Annotated in this window: 21 protein-coding genes and 2 pseudogenes; 2 read left to right on the forward strand and 21 right to left on the reverse strand. The window is 58.9% G+C overall.

Features of this window, described 5'->3' with window-relative positions; all coding sequences use genetic code 11:
- Positions 1-84 precede the first annotated feature (84 nt).
- The 12 genes and pseudogenes from tldD to AFK24_RS09715 all read right to left on the reverse strand — a co-directional run bounded on the left by tldD (position 85) and on the right by AFK24_RS09715 (position 10,864).
- Positions 85-1,527 (reverse strand): metalloprotease TldD, encoded by a 1,443-nt coding sequence (gene tldD / locus AFK24_RS09660; protein ID WP_065833027.1) that lies wholly within the window; start codon positions 1,525-1,527, stop codon positions 85-87.
- A 19-nt stretch (positions 1,528-1,546) separates the two neighbouring features.
- Entirely contained in the window at positions 1,547-2,893 is a 1,347-nt protein-coding gene (locus AFK24_RS09665; protein WP_065833028.1) for a TldD/PmbA family protein, read from the reverse strand.
- A gap of 17 nt (positions 2,894-2,910) precedes the next feature.
- Positions 2,911-4,167, reverse strand: coding sequence for a thioredoxin family protein (locus AFK24_RS09670; protein ID WP_065833029.1), 1,257 nt, complete (start codon positions 4,165-4,167; stop codon positions 2,911-2,913).
- A 19-nt stretch (positions 4,168-4,186) separates the two neighbouring features.
- Complete coding sequence (locus AFK24_RS09675; RefSeq protein WP_065833030.1) at positions 4,187-5,890, reverse strand: ABC transporter ATP-binding protein/permease; 1,704 nt, start codon at positions 5,888-5,890, stop codon at positions 4,187-4,189.
- Between the two features lie 73 nt (positions 5,891-5,963).
- A complete protein-coding gene (locus AFK24_RS09680) occupies positions 5,964-6,482 on the reverse strand; it encodes a sigma-70 family RNA polymerase sigma factor (RefSeq protein ID WP_065833052.1) in 519 nt (172 codons plus the stop codon).
- A gap of 178 nt (positions 6,483-6,660) precedes the next feature.
- Entirely contained in the window at positions 6,661-7,593 is a 933-nt protein-coding gene (locus AFK24_RS09685) for a hypothetical protein (RefSeq protein WP_065833031.1), read from the reverse strand.
- Between the two features lie 187 nt (positions 7,594-7,780).
- Positions 7,781-8,203: an ExbD/TolR family protein gene (locus AFK24_RS09690; protein ID WP_080482096.1), complete on the reverse strand. Its 423-nt coding sequence runs from the start codon at positions 8,201-8,203 to the stop codon at positions 7,781-7,783.
- On the reverse strand, positions 8,200-8,940 hold the full coding sequence (locus AFK24_RS09695; RefSeq protein WP_240500367.1) for a MotA/TolQ/ExbB proton channel family protein: 741 nt from the start codon (positions 8,938-8,940) through the stop codon (positions 8,200-8,202). The genes AFK24_RS09690 and AFK24_RS09695 overlap by 4 nt, the downstream gene beginning before the upstream one ends.
- A 42-nt stretch (positions 8,941-8,982) precedes the next feature.
- Entirely contained in the window at positions 8,983-9,798 is an 816-nt protein-coding gene (locus tag AFK24_RS09700) for an energy transducer TonB (RefSeq protein ID WP_080482097.1), read from the reverse strand.
- A gap of 9 nt (positions 9,799-9,807) precedes the next feature.
- Positions 9,808-10,107 (reverse strand): annotated as a pseudogene (locus AFK24_RS29820) (RAQPRD family integrative conjugative element protein); the annotation flags it as partial.
- Positions 10,108-10,281: 174 nt separating this feature from the next.
- A pseudogene (locus AFK24_RS09710) lies at positions 10,282-10,626 on the reverse strand (STY4528 family pathogenicity island replication protein); the annotation flags it as partial.
- 55 nt (positions 10,627-10,681) lie between these two features.
- Entirely contained in the window at positions 10,682-10,864 is a 183-nt protein-coding gene (locus tag AFK24_RS09715; protein WP_065833036.1) for a nitroreductase family protein, read from the reverse strand.
- Positions 10,865-11,608: 744 nt separating this feature from the next.
- On the opposite strand from AFK24_RS09715, the gene AFK24_RS09720 reads away from it, so the two are divergent.
- A complete protein-coding gene (locus tag AFK24_RS09720; RefSeq protein WP_080482099.1) occupies positions 11,609-12,496 on the forward strand; it encodes a helix-turn-helix domain-containing protein in 888 nt (295 codons plus the stop codon).
- A gap of 21 nt (positions 12,497-12,517) precedes the next feature.
- On the opposite strand, the gene AFK24_RS09725 is transcribed toward AFK24_RS09720, so the two are convergent.
- From AFK24_RS09725 to AFK24_RS09765, 9 genes are all read right to left on the reverse strand, one after another.
- Positions 12,518-13,219, reverse strand: a complete 702-nt coding sequence (locus tag AFK24_RS09725; protein WP_276204942.1) for an NADPH-dependent F420 reductase — start codon at positions 13,217-13,219, stop codon at positions 12,518-12,520.
- A 3-nt stretch (positions 13,220-13,222) separates the two neighbouring features.
- Complete coding sequence (gene ygiD, locus AFK24_RS09730; RefSeq protein WP_065833039.1) at positions 13,223-14,032, reverse strand: 4,5-DOPA dioxygenase extradiol; 810 nt, start codon at positions 14,030-14,032, stop codon at positions 13,223-13,225.
- Positions 14,029-15,960, reverse strand: coding sequence for a dipeptide ABC transporter ATP-binding protein (locus AFK24_RS09735; protein WP_205884866.1), 1,932 nt, complete (start codon positions 15,958-15,960; stop codon positions 14,029-14,031). Before AFK24_RS09735 ends, ygiD begins: the two co-directional genes overlap by 4 nt.
- A gap of 1 nt (position 15,961) precedes the next feature.
- Positions 15,962-16,843, reverse strand: coding sequence for an ABC transporter permease (locus tag AFK24_RS09740; protein WP_065833040.1), 882 nt, complete (start codon positions 16,841-16,843; stop codon positions 15,962-15,964).
- The gene (locus tag AFK24_RS09745; RefSeq protein ID WP_080482100.1) at positions 16,840-17,910 is read right to left on the reverse strand and encodes an ABC transporter permease; all 1,071 of its coding nucleotides are present in this window, start codon (positions 17,908-17,910) and stop codon (positions 16,840-16,842) included. Before AFK24_RS09745 ends, AFK24_RS09740 begins: the two co-directional genes overlap by 4 nt.
- A 24-nt stretch (positions 17,911-17,934) precedes the next feature.
- Entirely contained in the window at positions 17,935-19,164 is a 1,230-nt protein-coding gene (locus AFK24_RS09750) for an aromatic ring-hydroxylating oxygenase subunit alpha (protein ID WP_065833042.1), read from the reverse strand.
- A 251-nt stretch (positions 19,165-19,415) separates the two neighbouring features.
- The gene (locus AFK24_RS09755; RefSeq protein WP_139110477.1) at positions 19,416-20,936 is read right to left on the reverse strand and encodes an ABC transporter substrate-binding protein; all 1,521 of its coding nucleotides are present in this window, start codon (positions 20,934-20,936) and stop codon (positions 19,416-19,418) included.
- A 43-nt stretch (positions 20,937-20,979) separates the two neighbouring features.
- Entirely contained in the window at positions 20,980-22,320 is a 1,341-nt protein-coding gene (locus tag AFK24_RS09760; RefSeq protein ID WP_170826311.1) for a porin, read from the reverse strand.
- Between the two features lie 49 nt (positions 22,321-22,369).
- Positions 22,370-23,446 carry a TauD/TfdA family dioxygenase gene (locus tag AFK24_RS09765; RefSeq protein ID WP_065833045.1) on the reverse strand — a complete coding sequence of 359 codons (1,077 nt, stop codon included), beginning with the start codon at positions 23,444-23,446 and terminating at the stop codon, positions 22,370-22,372.
- Positions 23,447-23,643: 197 nt separating this feature from the next.
- Here AFK24_RS09765 and AFK24_RS09770 point away from each other — a divergent pair, with 197 nt between their 5' ends.
- A complete protein-coding gene (locus tag AFK24_RS09770; protein ID WP_139110478.1) occupies positions 23,644-24,669 on the forward strand; it encodes a PDR/VanB family oxidoreductase in 1,026 nt (341 codons plus the stop codon).
- Positions 24,670-24,689: the final 20 nt, after the last annotated feature.

The raw sequence follows: 24,689 nt of genomic DNA on the forward strand, positions 1-24,689 counted from the left end.
CGCGCAGTGCAGTTGTTATTAATGTGCAATCAGAAATAAAAAGTGACAGCGGGTCGTCAATATTCTTTTATTGAGTCCTGTTGTTCAGGCCGTACCGCCCACTAGTAATCCATCAATCTTCAGCGTTGGCTGACCGACCCCGACCGGCACGCTTTGGCCAGCCTTGCCGCATAACGCCAGACCGCGATCCAAGGCCAGGTCGTTGCCAACCATGCTGATCTGGCGCAGGGTCTGCGGACCGCTACCCGTCAGCGTGGCTCCGCGAATAGGAGTGGTCAGCCGACCGTCTTCGATCAACCAGGCCAGGGCGCTCTGGAAGCTGAACTGGCCACTGACGATGTCCACCTGGCCGCTGCCCAGATCGGCCAGGTACACACCATGTTTGACCGAGGCAATGATCTCCTCTGCGGCGTAGGGGCCGGGCTGCATGAAGGTGTTGGTCATTCGAGGCATTGGCAGGTGGGCATAGGACTGTCGCCGTCCGTTGCCGGTGACGCTTTGCCCCATCAGGCGGGCATTGAGGTCATCGTGCATGTAGCTGCGCAGAACACCGTTTTCGATCAGCGTGGTGCGCTGTCCTGGCTCACCTTCATCGTCGATATTCAACGAACCACGGGCACCCGGCACCGTAGCGTCATCGATAATGGTCACCCCGGGAGCCGCCACCCTCTTGTCCATCTGCGACGCATAAACCGAACTGCCCATTCGATTGAAGTCTCCTTCAAAACCGTGGCCCATTGCTTCGTGCAGGAGCATTCCGGGCCAACCGCTGGCGAGCACCACCGGCAACTGCCCGGAGGGAGCCTGGATGGCATCCAGATTAGTCAGGGCGCTATCGACCACACGACGGACTTCAGCCTCAACCAATGACATCTCAATGTGCTCGAAACCGTTGCGTCCACCCATACCGCCGCTGGCACTTTCGCGACGGCCATGGTGTTCGACCACCACCCACAAATGCAGCATCAGCAGCGGGCGTACATCGGCAGCCAGACGGCCGTCGTGACGCATCACCATCATTGCTTCGTGGGTCAGTTCAAGCGTCGCGCCCGCACGGCTGACCCGTGGATCGACCGCGCGCGCCAGTTGCTCGATCCGTTCCAACAGCGCCACCTTGGCAGCGGACGCCAATACCGGCAGCGGATCGTCGGTGCCGTAACTTGGACGCGTCAATACAGGCTGCTCAGGCATCGCCACCTTGATGTTGCGGCCTTTGCCCGCAATGCTACGCACCGACAACGCGGCCTTTTGCAGTTGTTCGCGGGTAATCTGTTGCGAGTAAGCGAAGGCGCTTTGGTCCAGTTCACTGGCACGCAAACCGAAGCCGTGGTCGACACTGAAGGTGCCGCCGCTGACCTGGCTGTTCTCCAGCGACCAGCTCTCATGACGCCTGGATTGGAGGTACAGATCGGCAAAATCAACCTGGTGCTCCATAACCTGGTCCAGGGTATTGCGTAAGTCGTTCAGGTCTACACCGTAAGGTGCCAGCAATCGTTCACTGGCAATCGTCAGCCGTGTATCAGTCATTGGAATTCTCCGCGAGCGCTCAGCGCCCACCTATTTGCATATGGGCGATCAGTACCGAACCGCTGCTGAAGTTGCCTCGGGTGATGACGTCGTTGCCGACCGCTAGGATATCGCCGAGCAGAGTGTTCAAGTCACCGGCGACGGTGATGCCGGTCACGGCATGGGCGATCACGCCGTTCTCGACCCAGAAGCCCTTGGCGCTGCGTGAGTAGTCGCCGTTGATGAGGCGTGTGCCTTCGCCGGCCAATTCGGTAACCAGCAGGCCGTAGTCCAGTTGCGCGAGCATGGCGTGCCAGTCGTCACTGACGCGGGTGAGTTGGCTATGCAGACGCAGGTTGTAAGGGCCACTGGCATTGCCGGTGGACGGCATACCCAGGCGGCGACCGCTGTAGGTCGACAGGAAGTAACCCTGCAATCGCCCGTACTCGACCACCGCTCGGCGCTGACCGCTAAGGCCATCGCTGTCGAACGGCGCGCTGCCCAGACCAGCCACCTGGAATGGATCTTCCCTCAGGCTCAGGTGCTCAGCCATTACCCGGCTACCCAAACGATCGCGTAAATAGCTGTTGTGGGTGTATAGCGCACGACCACTGGCGGCGCTGGCAAAGTCCGTCAGCAAGCTGATCGCCATGTCGGGGTCGAACAGCACCCGATAGCGTCCTGTGGACAGGGGTTGTTCATCCAAATAAGCCAGCGCTTTACTCGCAGCCTTGGCACCGACCTGCTCGGGTAGTTGCAGGTGCTTGCTATGTCGTTCGTGGCTGCGCCAATGGCTTAAATGGCGGCGTTGCCCCTCGCTGGCCAGCGCATGGGCACTCAAGACGTGGCTTGATTGTGCATAGCCATGGGCAAAGCCGCGGCTGTTAGCAAGAAAACTGCAAGCCTGATAGGCACTGACAAAAGCACCGTCGCTCTGCACCTGTGGGCCTTGGTCACTAAGACCTTGCTCGATGCGTGCGGCCAGCGCCTGAGCTTCTTCGGCCGAAACGGCCCAAGGGTGATGCAGTTGCAGGTCGACAGGTGCCTGGTTCATCAGGCTTGCATCGGGTAGCCCGGCGCAGGGATCTTGCGCCGTGTGAGTGGCAATGTCGCAAGCGGCGCGGGCCATATCGGCAAGGCTGGCGGAGCTGAAATCAGTTGAGTGCGTCGTGCCCTGGCGTTGCCCACGATACACCGTCAGGCTAACGCTGTTGTGGCTTTCGGCGCGGCACGCGCGCAAGCGGCCCTGGCGCAGATTGAGGCTCAGGCCATGACCGCTGGACACCAGCACGTGGGCATCGCTGGCGCCACTTTGGCGGGCGTAATCCAGCAGTTGTTCAGCCGCGGCCGCAAGCTGCGCCGGAGCCTGTTCGAGTGAGGTCGACATGTGAGCTTCCTGATGCGTTACGCGGGTAGATAGAGGGGAGCGTTGGCCAGCAAGTCCGCTAACACCGAGATATAACGTTGGTTTGCGACCTTACTGTTTTCGCCATAGTGCGCATGGAACGCCTGCTCCTTGACCATGAAGGCGGCATTCTCGGCCTGCCAGCGTTCACGATGCGCGCTGAGTTGCTCACTGCTGAAACCTCCCAGCTCTCGCTCATGGGTTTCGAACCAGCGGTTGCGCAAACCTGGCATGGCACGCTCCTCATCACTCCAGCCAACAGCGCTCATTAACAGATGAAAACTGCACCTGGCGGCGAGGGTGAACGACTCGCTCCACACCAAGACATCTTCGATGTCGGGCAGGGGCGATAGGTTGGCGAGCAACTGTGCAACCATGTCGTGCAGCTCGCGATAGGGGTCCTGTTGGTGGTTACGCAACGCCAATGAAGCATTACCCAGTGTTGCCCACACTGACGCCGGCACGGTCTGGCCGGCGAGTACCTGGTCGCACAGGGCAATCCACTGCAAGCGCAGGGTATCCAACTCAGGCTCAGCCAGCAGCGCTGTCCAGTCATGCAGCGGATCACTCAACCAATGGCGAAGCAAACGCACAGGCACCTGACGCACGTCGGCATCGACTCGCAAACCATCAAACAAGCTAGCCATCTGGTGCTCTTCGCAGGCATTGACGAAGTCCAGAGCCGGCGCCAGATTGATCGGCAGGCCACTCAGGCGTTCGAACACTCGCAGGCTTTCACTGTGTACCAACGCCGCACACAGAGTGCCCTGGCCGTCGACCCAGAAAGGCGCTCTGCTGACCTTGATGTCGCCGTTGTCGGCATGTTGCTTGAGCCGGGTGACAAGAAAATCACGCAGTTGGGCATCACCATAAAAGGCGCCCCAAGCTTGCGCAGTGCGCCCGGCAGCGGGGCTGTTGGCCGGTAATACCGCACCGCTTTCATCCAGCCACTCGCGCAACTTAGCCAAGGGCTGGGCCCCCGAAATCCGAGCCAGTTCGTCGCCGGCTTTGAGCAGGATCAAGGTTGGAATGCCGCGCACCGCAAAGCGCTCGCGCACCGCAGGAAAAACATCGATATCGATCTTGAGCACCGCCAGGTATTCGCCCGCCTCTTCGGCCAGGCGTTCCAGGGTAGGCGCCATGGCGCGGCAGGGCGCACACCAGGGCGCCCAAAGGTCCAGCAACAGGGTCTGATCAGAGCCCGTCAAATACTCATTCAGCGAGTCTTCTGAAACGGTGATGACTGAGTGGGACATGGGTATCTCCAGAGGTGAATCAATGGTCGCCAGCGCGAGCCAGGTCCAGGTGATGAGGGTGGAAGACCTCAAGGGCCTTGCGGTGTGCGACGCTGACGATGGCGCTGTCGGGCAACTGTTCAATGAGCGCGTGATAGAGCTTCGCTTCTGTGTCCGGATCCAGCGCGCTGGTGGCTTCATCGAGGAAAATGAACTCGGGGCGATGCAGCAGCACGCGGCCGATGGCCAGGCGTTGCTGTTCGCCACCCGACAGCACCTGCTGCCAGCGGTCGCTGCTCGAAAGGGCATCACGACGGTCGCCCAGGCAGCAGTCTTCGAGCGCTTGCTGGCACTGGGCATCGGTGAATTGCTCGGGTTCGGCTGGATAGCACAGGGCCGCTTTGAGAGTGCCGGCCGGAATATAGCTGCGTTGCGGTAGAAACAGGCTGCGGCGCTGTTCGGGTAAGTTGATGTGGCCGCTGCCGTACGGCCATAGCCCGGCGCAAGCGCGCAGCAAGGTGCTCTTGCCACAGCCAGAAGGGCCATGCACCAACCAGCGTTCACCGGGGCTGACTTGCCAGGATTTTAGGTAGGTTAGCGGCTGATGCTGCGGTGAATGCAACGTCAGTGCAGTGCAACGCAGCAATGCGCAGGGTGCTGTGCTTAGGTAGATTCCTGGCATCTGGTTGTCCGCTTTGTCGATCGACCAGAGCAGGTCGCGCAAGCGGTTGGTCCAGGCCATCCATTGGGTGAAGTTCTGGTAAGCCTGCTGGAAGAACGCCAGGCTGCCGACCAACATGCCGTAGGCACCGATCAGGCGCACCATGTCGCCATAGCTGATCTTGCCGCTCAGTAACAGCGGTAGCGCGAGCAAGGTCGGCAGCAGGCTGAAGACATGCGAGAACAGGCTCTGTCCGAGCATCACCTTGAAGGTGCGAACCAGGATCTGCAAGGTATTGGCGCGTACTCGGCCAAAGCGTTCTGACAGGCGTTCACCCTCGCGCCGGCCGCCTTGATAAAAAGCAATCTGCTCGGCATTTTCGCGTACTTGCATACCGGCGAAACGGAAATCGGCTTCTACCGTCTGTTTATGGATGTTCAGCCCGATCAACTGTTTTCCCAGCCAATGGGTCACTACCAAGTGGGCAAAGGAATAGCCGTAGGCGGCAATCACCATGTAGCCGGGGATGGCCACATCGACGCCTTGCACGCTAAACGCCAAAGTCCCGGACAGCGACCACAGCACCGCGGTGTAGGACACCGTGCTGGCCACCACGCTGACGATATTGATGAACAAACGCAGCGTGCTTTCGACGAACTCGCGGGTATCTTCAGCGATACGCTGGTCGGCGTTGCTCAGCAGCCCATCGCGCTCCAGTTGGTAGTAGGCAAGGTGGCCAGTCCAGCGCTTAATCAAGCCATGGGTCAGCCAGGTGCGCCAGCGCAGTTGCAGGTAGTCCTGCAGGATGGTTGAGGTGATGGGCAACAGCACCGTGATCAGCCCGTAACCGAACGTTAGCGCCAGCAACGGCTTGAGGGTTGGCCAGTCAAGCTTGATCAGTGCATCGGTGACTTTGCCGTGCACATCATTGAGGGCGATATAGGCATAGATGGTGGTAAAGCTGATAGTCAGCACGATGGTCAGCATTGCCAGCGCTTTCCAGCAATCGGCGCTGCGCCAGTAAGGCAGTATCAACCCGGCAATGCTCGGGCGCCCCGCAGGGAAAGAAGTCGTGTCACTCACCGACGGTGATCCGTTTCAGATGATTTGCATTGTTTGTGCAATCAACCGGGGAAAGTGACAGTGGCGTGGACGATTATTTTCCGTCGGGATGGGCGACGCTTCGGCATTGCGCCAGGGCCTTAGCCACATACTGGCGCACCATGCTGGCGGAGACGCCCAGGCGCAGGCCGATTTCGGCGTAGGTCAGGCCATCGAGCTGGCTGAGGTAGAAGGCCTGTCGGGCCCTGTCGGAGAGCCCCAGGAGGGCAGCCTCGATAGCATCTAGCTCGCAGAGCAGCAGTTGCCTTCGCTCCGGCGAGTCGGCTTGACGATCAGGGCGTTGCGCCAGGTAGTAAAGGTGCGAGCGTTCCTGGTCACGGCGGCGGCGGACTTCATAAACCACCCGGCTGGCGATGGTCATGAGCATCGCGCGGGGTTCGCGCACCTCGTCGAGGTGAGGCAGGGCGGCGAGCTGGGTGAAGGTTTCACTGGCCACGTCTTCGGCGTTTTCGCCGCAGCCCAGGCGATAACGCAGCTTGTGCGTTAACCATTGGTAGTCGCTGCGAAACACATCATCAAGCAACTCTGATGTGTCCAATGCTTGCTTGGCCATGACTGCCATACCCGCGTTCAGGTGAAGGTTCGAAGGCGTGAATGCAAGAGCGAGGCCAAGTTGGTATCGTCTGTGGATATGCGCCAAACGGCCTATACATGAGGCCGTGGGGCACAGTATCAAGCGCAGCGTTTTTGGAGAAATATCATTTGGTTAGGCCGATATAACAGCCTGAACGTCAGCGTCGGGCAGGTGTGCCCAATGCATTCAGGTGAGTCACCAGAATGGCCCGCAGTCGCGCGTTGATGGGGGTAAACGCACTCTCTGTGTGCTGAAAGAAATAGTGCTCCTTGGCTATGTAGTCGAGGTCCTTGGGCAGTTGCGCCCATTCCGCTTGAGCAACACGTAGCGTGGCGTCGTTGAATTTGCCGCCCGGCTCCTGCTTCTCACGCTCGGTGAACCACTGGAACAGCTCCACTTCCTTGGCGAAGTCGGATGCCGTCCAGCCAAAGGCCGACTGCGCGACCATGAACTTGCAATGCACGCCGGCACCCACCGTGAGGCTGATCCAGGTATCCACTTCGCTCGAAGGTGGCGGTGGACACAGCTTCTGAAACATCTCCAGCAAGCTGTTCTGGACTGTGCGCAGGACCACTTCTGGTCGGATCAAGGCCTTGGCGCGGGCAGCGAGACTTTGCCAATCGACCTCGCGCTGGTCCGAAAGCCATTGCTCGCATGCGTTTAGCCAGTCCAGGCGCAACTGGTTGACCTCGGGGTCATCGATCAACTCCGGCCAGCGGTTGGCGGGTTCGACAAACCAGCTGTGCAGCACGCGTGCCGCGACATTCTCGGTGTCCAGTCCCGGGCGCAACGCGGCGGCAATCTGCTCGACCTCGGCCACCGTTCGTACTGCCGCCAGTTCCAGTACCAGCCCCAAGGAGTACGGGAGGCCAGTGATACGTTCGAAAACCTGCGGGTCAGCGTTGTGGACCAATGCCGCACTGGTAGTGCCCTTGCCTGCTCGCCAGTAGGGGCGGCGAGACACTTCCAGGTGCCCTGCCTTGGCGTGCCAGCGCAGGCGATTGAGGAGAAACTCGGCCAGTTGCGGGTCACCATGGAATGCGCTCCAGGACGAGTTCAGTTCAGGGGCGAAGTCGGTTGCATCGGTCATGGGGACTCCGTCTCGGGATGACCGGATCATCGTGTCGGGTGGCTGGGGTGACGGCGAAAGCGCCGCGAAAAGGAGAATAACACGGGGGTTTAACGCTGACACAGGTCGGCGTCAGCGCCAGGAAGTTGCCCGCATCGGGAGCGGGCGATGGCGTCATCGCCGTCCCCGCGGTATGCGCTACCAGCGTTCAAGGTGCTGTTATCGCCTGCGTCACAAAGTCGATCTTGGACAGGCCGCCGCCCTGAGCCGCCGCCAGCAGGTGGGCGACGCGGTCGTAGCGCACTTCCTTGTCTGCGTACACCCGCAAGGTTGGCGCCGGTATAAGTTGAGCGCTTTCGGCGACCCGTTGCTGGAGCTGCTGATCATCCAGCGGTTCCTTGTTCCACAAGATGCTGCCATCGGCGGTGATCGAGATGTCCACGGCGACATCTTCTTTTACCGTGCTCTGTGTATCGCCGCGTGGCAGATCGACTTTCACGGCGTGGGTGATGACCGGCAGGGTGATGATGAAGATGATCAGCAACACCAGCATCACATCGATCAAAGGGGTCATGTTGATATCGGTGACGAGGTCGTCGTCATTGTCAAAAGCAGAACCGGACATACTCATGATTTGACCGCGCCTCCCATCGCTGTGCGGGTTAGAGGCTGCCCGTTATCCGCTGCCTTGTGCAGTGACGTGTCACTGATATTGACCCGGGCGCCAGTCAGGAAGAACGCATGCAAGTCGTGGGCGAAACGGTTGAGCTGGTGGATCACCGCCTTGTTGCGACGGGCCAGGGCGTTGTAGCCCAGTACCGCCGGGATGGCGACGAAGAGCCCGAAGGCGGTCATGATCAACGATTCACCGACTGGCCCGGCGACCTGTGCCAGTGACGCGTCCCCACTGATGCCGATCACCTTCAGGGCGTGATAGATACCCCACACGGTCCCGAACAGGCCAACGAAGGGTGCAGTGCTGCCGATGGACGCAAGAATCGCCAGGCCCGATTGCATGCGAGCGATGCGATCGTCCAGCACGTCCTTGAGGCAGCGCGCCAGCCAGTCACTGAGGTCGAACTGAGTGTGCAATTCCGAGCTGCGCCGGAAGCGATGCGAGTCGGCGGCGTGGCCTGCGATCGACAACTCCACGAATGGATTGTCCTGCTGTGGCCCCAGGGCTTCGACACCTTCCTGAAAGCTGCTGGCGTGCCAGAAGCAGCTTCTGGCGCGCACGGTCATGCTGCGCAAACGCAGTAACTGAAAGGTCTTGACCACAATGACGCTCCAGGACAGCACCGACATGATCAGCAAGATCACGGCGATGCTGCGCGACACGCCATCGGCCTGGGCCCAGGCGTAACTCATACCTAATTCCTGCATCTTCGATTACCTCTGAAACAATGAGTGCTAGCGGGTTAGACGGAAACTGACGGGTTGCAGGGCGCGTACGGCCACGGGATGGCCATTTTCGATATAAGGCGTACAGGAGGCGCCCAGCACGGCCTGCCGCGCCGCCGCATCGAGATCGGCATTGCCGGCGCTGCGGGCGACCTCGGCTTGATCGATCTTGCCTTGGGCATTGACCACCAGGCGGATCAGCGTCTCGCCTTCGAGTTTCAGGCGTTTGGCCTTGCGTGGGTATTCGGGGGCCGGGACGCGGCAACCAATGGTATTGACGTCTTTGGGGCCGGCCGCGGGCAGTTGCAGGGTTTTTTCGGGGCCGTCGGCGGACGGTGCGGTGATCGCCGCTGCCGGGACGTTTGGGGCCGCAGGCGGCTGGGCCGTGGGTTCCGTCAGCGCTGGCTTGTGGGGTGCTACTGGCGCGCGTGGTGGCTTGGCGGGCTTGGGCGGTTTCGGCGGAGTCGGCTTGGGCGGCGGTGCTGCCACAGCGCGTTCGGCTGCTTCACTGGTCATGACCTGCGGCGCAGGCGGTGTCGGCGTCACAGGCGCAGCCTCGGCCACGGGAGGCAGTTGTGGGGTGGGCGCTGCGATCATCGTTACCCGCACGCTGGCCGGTGCCGCGGGGGCGCTGAGCAGCTCGAGTCGTTTGGTCGAAGGGCTCATGAGCATCGCCAGTATCAGCAGGCAATGGGCGGCCACAGCGGTCAAACCGCCCGCTACCCAAAGTCGGAGGTGGTGGGTCTTGGGCGTGGCACAGGGCGTTTGTGCGACCCAGGGCGATGGCGCTGAATGATTGCCCAAACGAACTTTCAGGCTGGTCATGTTGGATTCTCATGCAGTGGCTGGCCGACGTGGGTCTTTCATTGAGCTATGTGCAATGAGCGTCAAAAAGTGACAGCAATCAATGTGTTTTTTATGCTGCGACTGAAGCTGTCGCGCTCCACGGCGCTGTTGATGGGCTGTTGGGTGTTGAACCCGCAGCTTGTCGCTTTCCAACGCCGAATCACCGATCAGGTCACCAGGATCGCGAGATTGAGCACGGGAGGGAGACAGATAGTTCTGCACTCTTTGGCGAATGCGTTGGATGCCCTGAGTCAGGCGAGGATAGTCAAAGCGATAACACGCATTGGAGTCTGGTGCTTCGTACTTGGATGCCTATTGCGTCAACGTGTCGAGGGTAGCGAATTGACGAATGAGTAGATTGACCTGTTGCGCCTGTCCCGGCTTTTCCCTAAGAGTTTCATAGTTTAGTCCGACGTGTTCGTAGAGTGGAACTCCATGGATTTGATGCCACTGGCATCAAATCTACTGACGTCCACCGCGTTTGCCGCGCAGTTGGCGCAGCTCATTCAGGCACGCTTGGGCGAGGGCGGATGCGGGGTCGCCCTGTTTTCGAATGGGGCGCGAGGGGGTTGGTGCTGGCGGTTCTGCAATGGGTGACGGTTCGGCCTGACCTGCCCAAGGACGAAAGTCACCTTTCAGCGCACGCTGGATCAGGCTCATCAGATACGCCGCTGGCTTGTGGATTCCACCGGCCGCACAGCGTTCCCCCGCTTCGTTGAGCACCGCCTGCCGATCCGCGGGTTTGAGCTTGTTCAGCGCCACGGCGACGGCCTTACGCTCGCTTGGGCTCAGGTGCAGCGCAGTGGGCAGTGGGACCAGAGCAGGATCCCCCGCTTGGGCGCGCGCGGTAGTCAATACCACGTCATGCTTTGTCGAGAGGAAAGCGTAATCGGGGATTCCAGATCGCATGCTCACTAGGCATTCCTACCACCTGGAGCATCATGGGAATAGCTCCTTTGGGCAGGGATAATATTTTCTGCAAGCGCTTTTCATTGAACTCCTCCATCGGGCAGGTGCTGTAGTCATAACTCTGGAAAGCGAGCATCAGCTTTTGCGCCGCCAGCCGGTTGACTTAACAGCCCAGCGTCGAATCTGTTCCAGTCTATTGGGATGGCTGAAAAATCGACGACGACAGCTGGATTGAGTTTAGATATTCACACTTTCCGACTCAAGGTGCGTGACGAGGATAAAAGGCAGTGATCAATCCACTGCCGATCTTCCATTCGAAATTGGCACACGAGTTGATAATTCTTCTAATGAGAATGTTTCTCGATTTTTCTTCGGATTGTTCCATGCTCGAACAAATGATTAATGAACTGCACCATGCAGGAACTTCCCGCAAACAGTAGAACTGTCCAAACACGACGGTAGGCTCTGATATTGATAATACATCTATGTTCAACTGGCCGCAGCGCTTAGCGTTTAATTGCTAGCTTGCCAAGGCCAGTCAGGGTTGTCGTTCTGAGGCTTGGTGTCGAAAACTGGCACAGCCTTTGCTAATCATTTGTTCAGAAGTTTCAGCCTTGCTTTGGCTGGCAGTTGGGGCCTTTTCAGTTGCTCTATTTCATTCGCACCGCTTGCCAATGGCGTCCTCTCCCAGAGGGCGAGCCATCGTCAAAATCTGCATCTCACGGATGACCCAAAGGTACCTCGAGTACTGACGACATAACGCGACTACGTCTCAAAAAGGATCTGCGGAATTACGTGAGGAGAGTTAAAAGTGGAATCTTGGAAAGCTTCAACTGAACACTGCCCTATTGTAGAGCGCGCGAAGATATGGCGACGAGCCATGGATAAACTCTATATGCCCGGTTGTACTTACAGGGAGGGAGCGGACAGTTTTCGAGGTCATGTCCATTGTGTGTCTACCCCCCAAGGTGTGGAGTTTGCCAGAGTATTTGGCACACCATTGGAAATTGCCGGAAAGTCAGCTGATCAGCCTTATACGATTTGGCTGGCTTTGGTGATAGAGGGCACTTTTTCATTGCGCTATAAAGGCCTGAACTTACCCGCCCGTGAAGGGGATATCATTTACGCGCCGACGGGGCTGGACATGTCACTGACTGCCGAGTCCGAATTCAAGATGCTGTATGTGAAAATTCCACCGGATCTGGTGCATTCGCGGGTATTGAACCCGACGTTGATTGATGTGGGCTATCTTTCCTGCGAAACCGGCGTGAATCGCATCTTTGCCAATATGCTCCAGTCCGTGAGTGAGAACATTGAAAGTATTGACCCGTCCACGCTTCGACCGGTGGAAATTGCATTAGCTGAATTTTTGGTGATGAACCTGACTCAGCAGGGCAGGGTTCAGGACTTTGGCGGTACGGCAAAAATGCTGCATTTCAAGCGAATTTGTCAGGGTATCGACATACATCTGGCTGATCCCGAACTCTCTTTGGGACGTGTTGCCGGCGAGCATCACGTATCAGCCAGGTATATACAGAAATTGTTCGAGGCGGCGGGGAGCAGCTTCGTCAGTTACGTTCGCGTGCGGCGCTTGGAGCGTTGCCGTTGCGAACTGGGCAATCCTGAATATCGGCACCTTTCGGTGTCGGATATATGCTTTCGTTGGGGCTTTAACGATGCAGCCCATTTCAGCCGGGTTTTTCGCAATGCGTTTGGGGTTGCCCCGCGCGAATACCGTCGTCAGAAAAGCGAACTGGCCAGCGCTTAGGCTGGCCGGTTCTCCGGTTTATCAGCGAGAGAGCCAGGTTGGAGCGATTTGAGTTCCCTTGCCAGCGCCGTAGCCCAGATAAATGTTCAGACCGGCCAATGGTTCCAGATAGCGAGCGTTTTTCAGGCCGCCTGCGTCTACGACGGCATAGCCCAGGCTGCTCAGCAATTCGCTGACAGTTTGCTTGGCTGCGGCATCATCGCCAGCAATGAAGCCGCTGGCGGGAGTACCCGCGAAATCAGCACCTTGATCGATCACTTGGGCGAACAAGGTGTTGAATGCTTTGACCACTGTGGACTGCGGGACAAGCTTGGCGATTTCTTCTGCGGCGCTAGTACTGTAGCCGAGGGTCAGACCCATATAGTCGGCCGTCAGTGGGTTGGTCGGGTCGATGACAGTCTTGCCACTCAGATCACCCGCTGCAGCGACGATGTCCTTCACACCGTCGAAGTAGACAGCCATCACCAGCAGGTCGCTGGCCGCTGCTGCTTGGGCAATCGGCAGAACGGTTGCGCCGTACTGCGAAGCTACCTCACGCGCCTTGTCCAGATTGCGTCCACTCAGGACGATTTCATGACCGGCCTTGGTCAATTGCTTGGTCAGTGCCGAGCCAATGTTGCCGTAGCCGAAGATGCTGATTTTCATGTGTTTCAAGCCTTTTTTATCGGAGTGTTTCAGGAGAAAGGAGGCCTGCCTGCGGCGGACCTCCTGTTTACTGCTCAACCGTCATGGCCGCGCGGAGGGCCATAACGCGATGCTCATCATGCTCAGCGAGCCAAAGATGCAATGCGGGGTAATGAACTCCACTGCGTCGTCGTGCATGTCGCGGGCGCCCAGGACATACAGCAACGGCAAGAAGTGATCGGCGGAGGGAATGGACCGATCTGCGTCAGCGCCCATGTTCGGGAAGTCGGTGAGCGTGCGGTCATCACCCGATGTGATGATTTTCCGTACGCGATCCTGAAAGCGGACAGCCCAATCGAAACCGCTTTCGGTTTTGGCGAAGTTAATCATCGGCAGGTTATGCACGACGTTACCGCTGCCGATGATGAGCACCCCCTCATCCCTCAACCTTTGCAGGCGAGCGCCCAGCTCATAGTGAAAGGACGGTGGCTGGCTGCTTTCCATACTCAGCTGCAGGACAGGTACATCAGCCTCTGGGTACAGATGAACCAGAACAGACCAGGTCCCGTGATCGAAACCCCAATTGCGATCCAGTGTTACTGGAAGCGGGTTCAGCAGCGCTTCTATTCGCTTCGCCAGTTCAGGCGCTCCCGGTGCGGGGTAGCGTTTGTCGAACAACGTCTGGGGGAACGCGCCGAAGTCGTGAATGGTGCGCGGACGTGCCATTGCGGTAACGGCGACACCACGGGTCATCCAGTGAGCGGAAACCATTAAAATCGCTTTTGGCTTGCCAATGCATTTGCCAAGGGCAGCCCAGCTTTCGCTGAACTCGTTGCGCTCCAGTGCGTTCATCGGCGTGCCGTGGCCGATGAACAAGGTCGGCAGTCGGGTCGAGGGAAGGGTAGTGGTCATGCTGATTCTTCAGTCAGGGGATGAAATGTGGGTGGCCAGACAGCACTTGGGTCTGTAGGAGGGACTGCAGCGATAAGGGCTCGGGTGTAGGGATGCTGGGGGGCCGAAAGCACTTGTTCGGTATCTCCGCTTTCCACGACCTGGCCCTGGTGCAGAACCAGAATCTTGCTGCACAGGTAACGCACGACCCCCAGGTCGTGGGAAATCAACAGCAGCGAGAACTTGTGTTCGCGGCGCAGCTCCAACAGCAGGTTCATGATCTGCGCCTGAACCGAGACATCGAGACCGGAAACGATTTCGTCGGCGATGAGGATCTGTGGCATATCGCACAGGCTGCGTCCGATGTTGACCCGCTGGCGTTGACCGCCCGACAGTTGCGACGGAAATCGCTCGACCGCCGACGTGGCCAGGCCAACGTCACGGGCCAGTTCCTGGGCGCGCAGGGTGCGCTCGGTGTGCAAATGACTGCGTGATTCCATGGCCTGGGTCAGCAGTTGGCCGACACGCCGCCTAGGGTTCAGCGCCGCGCGCGCATCCTGGAAAATCATCTGAATGGACGAGACCCGGCGCTTCCAATCCTGTGGCTCGTCGATCAGCATCCGCTCGTTGAGCACAATGCTGCCGCCGGTGGGGCGTTCCAATCCCATGATCAGCCGTGCCAGCGTCGATTTGCCACTGCCGCTCTCGCCGACAATCCCGATGAACTCTCCCGGTGCAACCGTCAAATCCAGTGGTTGGAGCACCTGAACGTCGGGTTGCCGATTGAAGAGTGAGCGGTTACCTGGCCAGGTTTTGCTCAGGCCGCTGATACGCAGGCTGGTCAGTGAGCTCATGGCCTGTCCGCTCATATGGGTATCGGTGGTGTCTTGCCGTTGGGCTTGAGGTTTGATTTGCGACCAGCGTAGACAGCGCACGCGATGTTCATCGTCCACCCAGTCCAATGACGGTTGCTGCTGATGGCAAGCTTGCTGGGTATGCTCGCAACGGGTCGCGAAACGGCAACCCTGGAGGTGGGTAAAGTCTTCGACGCTGGGCATCTGTCCATTGAGCGCGCGCAGTGTATGCAGCGGCCCGGTCAGGTTCGGAATGGCTTGGCGCAAGGCTTGGGTGTAGGGGTGCAGGGTCGAGGAGAACAGTTGTTTGGCGGGTCCGCTTTCCATGATTTCGCCAGCATAGAGAACTGCCACCTCGTCGCACGCGTGAGTGGCGAGGCCCATGTCGTGGGTGACGAACAACACCGCCGTACCATGGCGCTCCTGAAGATTGCGCAGCAGTTTGACGACATGCGCCTGGCTGCTCACATCCAGCGCGGTGGTGGCTTCATCGCTGATCACCAGGTCTGGCAGGCTGGCGAACGCCATGGCAATCATCACCCTTTGACACATGCCGCCAGAGAGTTCGAAGGCGTACTTGCCTAACAGAGATGCGGCGCGGGGCAGGCGAACTTCCTCCAGCGCCTTGATCGCTCGCTCGCGGCACTCCTGCGCTGGCACGCCAATACGTAACAGGTGCTCGGTCAACTGATGGCCGATGGTCAACACCGGATTGAGTGCCGTCATCGGTTCCTGCGGGATGAACGCAATGCGGGTCCCCAGCCACTGACGATGGATTGCCGAAGAGGCTGCCAGTAAATCTTCACCGTCGAAATGCAGGCTTCCCGAACTGACTTCAAATCCGCCCGGCAACTGACGAGACAGGATTCGCCCGATCATGCTCTTGCCAGCACCCGACTCGCCCACCAGCCCAAGGGTACGCCCAGGCCGCAAGTCAAAGCTGAGATCACGCAACACCAGGCTGGGCCCTTGCGGTGTTTGCGCGGTGACGTTCAAGTGTTGCACTTGGAGCAGCAGCGATGATTTTTGCGGCGGCGTGAAGGGGCTCGGGTTGGGTTTGGCCAGCGGTTGTGCGGACATAAGGGAAAGGGTCATCTCAGGCGGCTCCGTTGCGTTCAAGCATTCGAACATCGGTGGCCTGGCGCAGCCCCTGGCCGAGGAAGGTCGCTGCCAGTACGGTCAGAATCATGCAGAACACGGGGAGCAGCAGCGGGTAGGGCGAGGAGTACATGCTGTTTAGGCCGTCGCTGATCATCGCCCCCCAAGTCGGTGTCTGCGAGCCCACCGACATGCCGGCGAACGAGAGGATGCTTTCGGCGACCACTGCAATGCTGACTTCCAGCGCCATCAGGGCGATCAGCGTCGGGACGATGCCGGGCACCACTTCGCGCCAGATAATACCCAGCGTATTGGCGCCGCTGATGCGTGCTGCCGCCACGTATTCGCGGCGCCGAATAACCAGAACCTCGGCCCGTATCACTCGACAAAAGCGAGCCCAGTCGACGAACACGATGGCCAGGATCACGTTTTGCAGGCCCGGTGACAGCGCAACCATCAGAATCAAGGCCAGCAATACTGCGGGGAATGACAGCCATAGATCGACGAACCGATTGACCAACCAGTCCAGCCAGCCGCCTTGATAACCGGCCAGCAAAGCGAGGGTACAGCCAAGCACCGCCGCGCCGATCGGTGCTGCGATGGCGATAGTGATGACCACGCGAGCGCCATACAGCAGACGCGACAATACGCATTGGCCAAGACCGTCAGTGCCGAGCGGATAATTCAGTGTGCCGCCGTCCACCCAGAAGGGCGGCAGCAGAACCCCTGCCAGATCCTGCTCGTTTGGCGCGTGGGGTGCCAGGAACGACGCGAACAAGGCCAGCAACGCCAATAGCAGCATGAAGCCAGCACCGATACAGAAGCTGCGTTCACGCAGCGCCCGGTACCACAGTGATGAAGGAGCGAGTCGGAAATTCATGCCTGGCTCCGCAGTCTTGGGTTGAGTTGATGCAAGGCGAACTCGGTCAGCATGTTGACCACCTGCACTGTGACGGCGTAGGTCAGTGCCAATGCCTGGATGGTTTGCAGGTCATAGGCCCCCAGCGCGCGCAGCATCATTGCGCCGATGCCGGGCAGGCCGAATATCGATTCGATCAGCAGCGTGCCGCCGATCACCACACTGGCCTGCACACCGATCAGGCTGATCGTGGGCAGTGCGGCGTTACGCAGGGCGTGACGTACCAGCAGCGTGGATTCGCCAATGCCGCGCAGGCGGGCCGCGTGGATGTAGTCTTCGTGGTACACCTCGATCAGGCTCGAATGCATCATTCGGGCGATAGGCGTCGCGATGCACAGTCCCAGGGTCAAGGCGGGCAGGGTCAGATGGCTGATGCCGCTGGCGAAGGCGCTGAAGTTGCCATCGAGCAGGCTGTCAATGAGTGAAAAGCCGCTGACGTGTGGGGCTTGCAGTCCCGGGTCTATCGCGCCAACGAACGGCAGCCATTGAAGGGTGACCCCGACGGTTACGATCAGGATGATCGCCCACAGGTAATCGGGGATAGCGATCATGATGCCGTTGAGCGCCATGATTGCGTGTTCATAGCGGGTACCGCGCAAGCGAAAGCTCAGCAGGCCGCTGCCCAGGCCGAGGGCCAAGCCGATCACAAATCCGAACGCCAGCAATTGCAGGGTTGTCGGCAACGCCTGCAAGACCATGGGCAGCACTGGCGTGCCGGTCTGGATCGAGGTGCCGAAGTCGCCTTGCACCGCGCCGAGTAGCCAGAACAAAAACTGCACGATCACGGGACGATCCAGGCCCAGTTGCTGGGACAGCCGGGCGATGTCTTCGGCGGAGGCACCCGGTGGCATAAGCATGTTCACCGGGTTGATCGGGATGCCTCGCAAAATGGAGAAAACAATCAGCGAAATGAGCACCAGCATCGGCACGCGCCATAACGCCTGCCTGAGCGCCAGCCAGATCAAGCGGCCAGGCCGTGATACCAGATGTGCTGCGATATTGTATGCATATGAAGGGGTTACGCTCATCGGTGTCTTATCCCAGAAGGCAAATCAAGCGGGAATGTGGGGCAGTTCCTGCAGCGCAATCAGGGTTGGCGCGGCCTCGGGCTTGAGGCGTTGCCAAGTGCTCTGGTAACGCGATACCGCCCATTTGTTGAAATCGCTCTGCGCCTGCTCTTGCCATGAATACCGGCCCCTGACGGCAAAGCGCGAACGCAGGCCTTGCTGAACCAGCTCATCTACATGCAAGTCTTGGGCGATGATTTCCGAGGCGGCGTTGTTGACCATCTCCAGCAGGTGCGCGAAGGCCGGGTTTTTCGTGGCGCCTGGCGCGCAGAGCACACCGGTATCGTTGAAGTGGGTCTCGGGGCCGTCGGCTCGCAGAATCAGGTACATCACCAGGTCGCTGGTCAAGACCAGAGAAAGCGTGGGCGGCAGGTTGACGAACAGGAAACGATTGCGTTCTTCCTCGGTCAGTTGCGGGAATACTGGCAGCACCGCCTTTTGCGTTGGGTTGAAGCTGGCGTCCGCGTGCAAGGTGCCGTTGGTGCGGTAATAACCGGCGGTATCGGCAGGCAGATCGTCGGGGAAGCGCGCCAGGGCGCTCGGTGCGAAATCGTGCAGCGGTCCCTGATGCAGACGGTTGGCGTGGTAGCCGTCGTTATTGTTTTCCATCATGACTTTCCAGTTCCACGAATAGCGTGGTCCCTCTTCCGGCCGCGGCCCCTCGGCGTTTTGCAGGTCATAGTTCTTCAGCACTTCGTCCACCGCCAGCAGACGCGGGCCAAGTGGCGGGGCGTTGAGGTCGAAGTTGACGAAGATGAATCCTTGCCACAGCTCGACCTTCATCGTGGGCAGGCAAAAATCCTTGCGCTGGAAGTTTTCGGTCTTTTGCATTTCTGGCGCGCCGATCAACTCTCCATTGAGGTTGTAGGCCCAGTGGTGATAGGGGCAGAGGAATGCGTTGGTGTTGCCCTTGCCCTCGGCAACCAGCATCGCGCGGTGCTGGCAGACAGCGGACATGGCCTTGATTTGCCCCTCTCGATTGCGGGCGATTATCAGCGGCTCGCCGATGATGGTGGTGGTGAAGTAATCGCCTGCATTGGCGACCCACTCTTGACGCCCCAGACAGAGCCATTCGTGATTGAACAGCGCTTCTTTTTCAAACGCGTAGAACTCGGCATCGGTGTAGCACATCGGCGGCAGCGTATTGGACTGGCTGACGTCGCCTGCCGAACTGGTGAGGCTGTTGAAGAACTCGTCTGACTTGAATATGGACATTGCATTCTCGCTGTGACTTGAGGTGGTTTTCGCCTATGAGAGAAGTCTATCCAGCGCCCTGTTTCCCCACTTGAACTGATGCGCACGGAGTTAGGCCTTAATGCGCATTCCCGCGATGAGCTGCCAGCACGCGCAGCGGGCGTACTTGCATCCACCGGATGCACGCCATAAAGGTGCTACAGCACTGATCTTTGCGATGGGCAGGGTTTTGGCGCGCAAAAAAAAGGCCCTGATATCAGGGCCTAGAGGCGTCAGGCATTCCAGTGTGACGGCAGTATCCAGCCGTTCTGATAGGCCTTGTAATGCAGTGTTTTGGCATGGGCTACGCTCGAAACGCCCTGTAGCAGCGGCAGGCTGTAACCCTGTTCAACGACCCAGCGGTTGAACGCTTTGTATTGTTCTATCCGCTTGTCGTAGTCGCGCTCCACCAACAGTGGGGAAAGCTTCTCCATTACATCCTGGCTGCGCCAGACCGAAAATGCGGTGTCTGCATTTAGATAACTGCCTGCGTACAGTTCGGGGTCGGCAGTGGAGTTGTTCCAGAACCACAATGTCGGCCCTTGCAGTGTTCCCGCCGCCACCGACTGGAAGTACACGCCCATGTCGATGGTTTCCAGTTCCGCCTGGATGCCGACCTTGCTCCACATCTGCACAATCGCGCGGGCCATCTGATTGTCCACCGGATGTACGCCGTTGGTGGCGAAGAACTTGAAGCGTGCTGGCTTGCTTTCGCTGTACCCGGCTTTGGTCAGATATTCCCGCGCCCTGGACAGGTCGTAAGGGAAGTTGAAAGCGGCCTCGTAGCCCGGCGTGCCGGGTGGCGACGGGCTTGAAAGTGGTTCGGGAAGGTCGTTGAGCAGTGCTTGCGCCAGGGCTTTTTTGTCAATGGCGTGGTGCATCGCCAGGCGCAGGTTGATGTCGTCCAGAGGCGGTTTGTTGAGCATATGGATCAGGTAAGTATCCACCGTCACGGTCAGCGCGCTGCTGATACTCGGCAGCTTGCCCAGGCGCAAGGCCTCGCGGATGGGCAGCGCAAAGCTGAAATCCACCTGGCCGGACTGCGTGGCGGATGCACGAGAGGTCGGATTGGGGATGATCTGGATGGTGACGTTTTCCAGCTCGGGTTTGCCGCCCCAATACCGATCGAAAGCCTGTAGCACGATGCGGCTGTTGCGTTGGTAATCCACCAGTTTGTAGGGGCCTGAACCTATCGGTTTGGCCAGGAACGCGTCCATGCCGACTGCGCTGATGTATTTCTTCGGCAAAATGAATGAACCGGCAAACCCCAGGTACTGTGGCGCCGTCACGAATGGCTTGGTAAAGCGGACCACCGCCTGAGTGGGAGTGGGCGTCTGGATGCTTTCGATGGTGTTCCAGATGTAGCCCAGTTGCAGGGTGTTGTCCGCTTTTGGCCGGTCAAGGAAGGTGTATTTGAAGTCTTCCGATGTCAGCTTGTCGCCATTGTGAAAGTACACGTCATCACGAAAATCCAGCACCAACTCAAGGCCGTCACTCTGCCACTTGTAAGCGGTGATGACGCCTGCGTTCAACTGGTTGTCGGGGCCGTATTCGAGGGGTTGATCAAACACGCATTTGTACAGCGATGTCGCGTGGGGAATGATGCGCGCGGTTGGGTCCCAACTGGTGACGTCAAACGGGAACGCCAGGGACACATTGCGACCGGCGGCCATCGCAGGCTTGAGGCCCACCTGGGCCAATAACAGGGCTACAGCGCTGATCGGTACAGCTTTTAACAATGTTCTTCGGTGCACTGTCGTATTCCTCTGAAAAGGTCTGTTCAGAACCGGGTGCTGTTTAGAATGTGTACACCATGCCCAGCCGCGCAGTGTCCTGACGGTTGTCGCTGGAGTTATCCAGATACCAGCCCGCGCCCTGGTTGGCCCTCACCCCATCTGAGGCTTTCATCCAGGAGTAGGAGGCGTAGAGCCAGGTCTTTTCGGAAAGATCGCGTTTGACCCCCACGGTGTATTGATTCCAATCGTCATTTTCCAGCTTGGAATATTGATAGCCGACAATCGCCGTGGTTTTTTCTGCGACCGGGTAGTAGCCGCCAATCTCATAGACGTTCTGGGTGGCCTTCTCTCCATCGCGTTTGAACGTGGTTTGCGAGGTGTTGCCCACCAAGGTGAATTTGCCCAGTTGGTAATGGCCACCGACGATTGCGGTCTCCTGGTTGACGATCAAAGGGGTGCCATCAAAGGTCAATTTCTGGCCGAGCAACTCGCTGACACCGATCTGCAGGTCTGGGTAGATGTCGTTGTTGTCGATGCGAACATAGGCTGCAGCCAGGCTCCAGGGGCCTGCAAAGTAGCTGGCGCCCAGGCTCAGGGTCTCCTTGTTACCTGAGGCCTGACCTGGGTAGGCCGCATCATCCGTTGCATACATGATGCCAAACTTGAACCCGTCGAACGTCGCGCTCTGGAACTTGATCGAGCGGTCCACGCGCCAACCGGAAATGCGGTCGAAGTCGCCATGGTGACCGGCGTAGGTGGTGGCATAGCCGCCGATATTCAGCTGGTTCATGTAGTCATAGACGAAATCGTACTGACGCCCGAAGGTCAGCCGTCCCCACTTGTTTTCAAGCCCGGCGTAGGCCTGTCGCCCCCAAGTAGTGCCGTACTGTGAAGTCGTGCCATCGCTGAGGTTGAAACCGTGCTCAATGGTGAAGACCGCCTTGAGCCCCCAGTCCAGATCCTGCGAGCCGGTGAGACCCAGGCGGTTGCCCCAGTTGACACCATCTCGCTCGCCGGTTTTGCTGCTGCCACCTTCGTTGCTCACGTAGGTCAAGCCATAATCGAGCACCCCATACAGTTTCACCTTCTCGGTGACCTCGTTGATGATGTCCGCCGTATGGCTGCTATCCCGTGTGGCGGCCTGGGCCTTGGCCTGGGTCACTTCTTCCTTGACGATGCCTCGGATCGCTTCTTTGGTGTCGTTGTTGACTGGCGCCTGTGCGCTGGCTGTCTGTTGCTGCTTGGCCAGGGTGTCCCGGACGACCTTTTCGACGATTGCCCGAATACGCGCCTCGGCCTCGGGGCTCAGTTGCTGATCCTCAGCCCCAGAAGCAAACGCAGACTCGGACAACACACACATGGAACACACTAACGCTAGCGTCGAATACGTATTACGTCGCATGGCAATCTTTCCCATTTCTCATAGTTGGTTTGATGGAATAAGCAGTGGGTCATGCAATGATTCGGGGCACCGCAGCATTGAAGATCCGGAAGTTGCCTTTCGAATCGTCTGCCTCGATATCCCGGTGCGACGTGCGGTTTTGCACCACACTTTTTCCAAAACCCGCTGTTATCGGGCGTTGCTCGCGACGGTGTAGCCAAAGCCGCAGCAGGTGTCGACGCCGTTGCGGTTCAGCAAAATCGGTGAATTCGGTACGTGAGTGCAGCGCGGCATGGTTGGACAGCCATTGGATGTCGCCAGGGCGAAAGTCCATTTCGATGGCCATACCGGGTTCGTACGTGATATCCTCGAAAAGCTTGAGGATTTCGTGCTGTTGCGGGGTAAGGCGCGGGACCTCGGGATAGTCCTGTGCCGTCAGGATGTACAGCGATCCGGCGTACATGCTGAATACACCGTCGACGATGCTGATGATCGGAGAACTGTAGGTGTTCGCCGGGGCGGCCGGGTCCTGACGCAGCCAGTCCCAATGGAAGGGTTCCAATAACAGCGGCGCGAGATCGGGGCGGCGCAGCAGGATCTCGTTATAGATCTGCGCACCGGATACCAGGCACGACGCGCCACCTTCCTTCGATGGCCTCAGGCACATCAGGCCAACCACGTCGGAGCTGTCGGAGTGGAAGGGCAGTTTGTCGCGTATCGATTTCGACAGGGCGCTGGGATCTTCCAGCTTCTTGTCGGATGTGGCGTAGATATGGTCGATCAGATCACCCTGTTCGTTCTGGCGCATCGGTTCGCCCAGGTGCAGACCGAGGATGTAATAGATGGCGGCGCTCAGCGCATCTGAATACAGCTGGGTGCGCAAACCACGTACCAGGACAAAGCCGTGGCCGATGTCCATGCGCTGCTTCCATTCTTCGATAGCGTCATGGCATTCGAGCAGGGGGTAGTCCTCAGGCTCGACCCTGCGCAGATCCGGGTCATCGACAACCAACTGCGCCCCCAGGTGCTCAAGCTCCTTGATCTGTGCGTCGCTGAGTCGATAGATCCAGTCCCCTCGCTTGATCAGCTCATCACCGCGCCATGCCGCCGAAGTCCTCACCGGTTCCATATCAATCGCTGTTGCCATTGCCGTTTTGCCCCTGCTGCTCGAGAGTTTCCGTGTCTGGAAAGTGTCTCAGCAGACCTGTAACGGTTCTTGTTCGGGAACGCATGAAACCTTGGCTGCTCTTGGGCAGGCGTCCAACTTCTCGTGCGCGTGCGTCCAAGAAATCCAGGCCTGGCTGCCTAAACTGACGGCTTCAGTGATCGGTGAGGCAGCGCAACGTGAACGCTTCAATTTCCATGCCTTCAATTTCCATACAGAGTCAGGCCGAATCCGATCCCGCCGAGATGGATCAGGTCTGGGCGGCGCAGGTCGTCAAGCGCGAACAGGCTGCAGAAGGCGTCACCCTGTTCGAGCTTGTATCGCTCGACAGGCGGACCATGGTGGACTTCAGTGCAGGTGCCCACATCGCGTTGCATATGTCCGTGGGCATACGCCAGTACTCGTTGTGCAATGGGCCTGACGATCGTGATTGCTATCGCATCGCCGTGCGTCTGGAGGCGGATGGCCGCGGGGGCTCGCGACAGATCTGCGAGTCATTGCACGTAGGCGACGTGGTGCAAGTCAGCGGTCCTTTCAACCACTTTGCGCTGAACGCCGATGATCCCCATCCGTTACTGATTGCCGCCGGAATTGGCATTACACCGATGCTCGCCATGGCGCTGGAATGCCAGGCTAACGGGCGTCCTTTCGAATTGCATTACGCCGGGCGCGCCAGCCATCGCATGGCGTTCCTGCCGCTGGTGGGCGAGCGGTTGAAGGACGCCACGCGACTTTATGCTCCTGACCTGAACGATGGCGAAAGAATGCAATTGCAACAGGTGATCCCGGCAGCGACTTTGGGCCGGCACTTGTACGTTTGCGGTCCTGCTTCCCTGATCGATGACGTGTGCGCGACGGCGCGAGCCAAAGGTTGGGCCGACGACCATATTCATTTCGAACATTTCCACGGTGCGCCACCAATACCGCAGCAAGGTGACGTGCCTTTTGAGGTGCAAATCCAGTCCACCGGGCAGTGCATCACCGTTGGCGCCGAAGAAACCGTCGCTGACGCGCTGCAACGAAATGGGATCTATCTCAATGTCTCCTGCGGCTCCGGTGTCTGTGGCGCATGCCGCACCGGGGTCATTGCCGGGGAGGTGGATCACCGTGACTACTTCTACACACCGCAAGAACACGCTCAAGGCACGGAATTCACCCCCTGCTGCTCCCGCGCACGGGGCGCAAAACTGCTGCTCGATCTCTAACCGCCCACTCCTTCGCGAGG

The organism is Pseudomonas syringae, assembly GCF_001698815.1.
Lineage (GTDB): Bacteria > Pseudomonadota > Gammaproteobacteria > Pseudomonadales > Pseudomonadaceae > Aquipseudomonas > Aquipseudomonas syringae_A.

Bases quoted from the DNA above. Each gene is read 5' to 3' on its own strand.
- AFK24_RS09680 (WP_065833052.1), bottom strand. From the start codon at position 6,482: ATGGCCAAGCAAGCATTGGACACATCAGAGTTGCTTGATGATGTGTTT.
- AFK24_RS09720 (WP_080482099.1), top strand. From the start codon at position 11,609: ATGGATAAACTCTATATGCCCGGTTGTACTTACAGGGAGGGAGCGGAC.
- AFK24_RS09760 (WP_170826311.1), bottom strand. From the start codon at position 22,320: ATGCGACGTAATACGTATTCGACGCTAGCGTTAGTGTGTTCCATGTGT.
- ygiD (WP_065833039.1), bottom strand. From the start codon at position 14,032: ATGACCACTACCCTTCCCTCGACCCGACTGCCGACCTTGTTCATCGGC.
- AFK24_RS09745 (WP_080482100.1), bottom strand. From the start codon at position 17,910: ATGAGCGTAACCCCTTCATATGCATACAATATCGCAGCACATCTGGTA.
- AFK24_RS09750 (WP_065833042.1), bottom strand. From the start codon at position 19,164: ATGTCCATATTCAAGTCAGACGAGTTCTTCAACAGCCTCACCAGTTCG.
- tldD (WP_065833027.1), bottom strand. From the start codon at position 1,527: ATGACTGATACACGGCTGACGATTGCCAGTGAACGATTGCTGGCACCT.
- AFK24_RS09740 (WP_065833040.1), bottom strand. From the start codon at position 16,843: ATGAATTTCCGACTCGCTCCTTCATCACTGTGGTACCGGGCGCTGCGT.
- AFK24_RS09700 (WP_080482097.1), bottom strand. From the start codon at position 9,798: ATGACCAGCCTGAAAGTTCGTTTGGGCAATCATTCAGCGCCATCGCCC.
- AFK24_RS09735 (WP_205884866.1), bottom strand. From the start codon at position 15,960: ATGACCCTTTCCCTTATGTCCGCACAACCGCTGGCCAAACCCAACCCG.
- AFK24_RS09685 (WP_065833031.1), bottom strand. From the start codon at position 7,593: ATGACCGATGCAACCGACTTCGCCCCTGAACTGAACTCGTCCTGGAGC.
- AFK24_RS09715 (WP_065833036.1), bottom strand. From the start codon at position 10,864: ATGCTCGCTTTCCAGAGTTATGACTACAGCACCTGCCCGATGGAGGAG.
- AFK24_RS09695 (WP_240500367.1), bottom strand. From the start codon at position 8,940: ATGAGTTACGCCTGGGCCCAGGCCGATGGCGTGTCGCGCAGCATCGCC.
- AFK24_RS09765 (WP_065833045.1), bottom strand. From the start codon at position 23,446: ATGGCAACAGCGATTGATATGGAACCGGTGAGGACTTCGGCGGCATGG.
- AFK24_RS09665 (WP_065833028.1), bottom strand. From the start codon at position 2,893: ATGTCGACCTCACTCGAACAGGCTCCGGCGCAGCTTGCGGCCGCGGCT.
- AFK24_RS09690 (WP_080482096.1), bottom strand. From the start codon at position 8,203: ATGAGTATGTCCGGTTCTGCTTTTGACAATGACGACGACCTCGTCACC.
- AFK24_RS09670 (WP_065833029.1), bottom strand. From the start codon at position 4,167: ATGTCCCACTCAGTCATCACCGTTTCAGAAGACTCGCTGAATGAGTAT.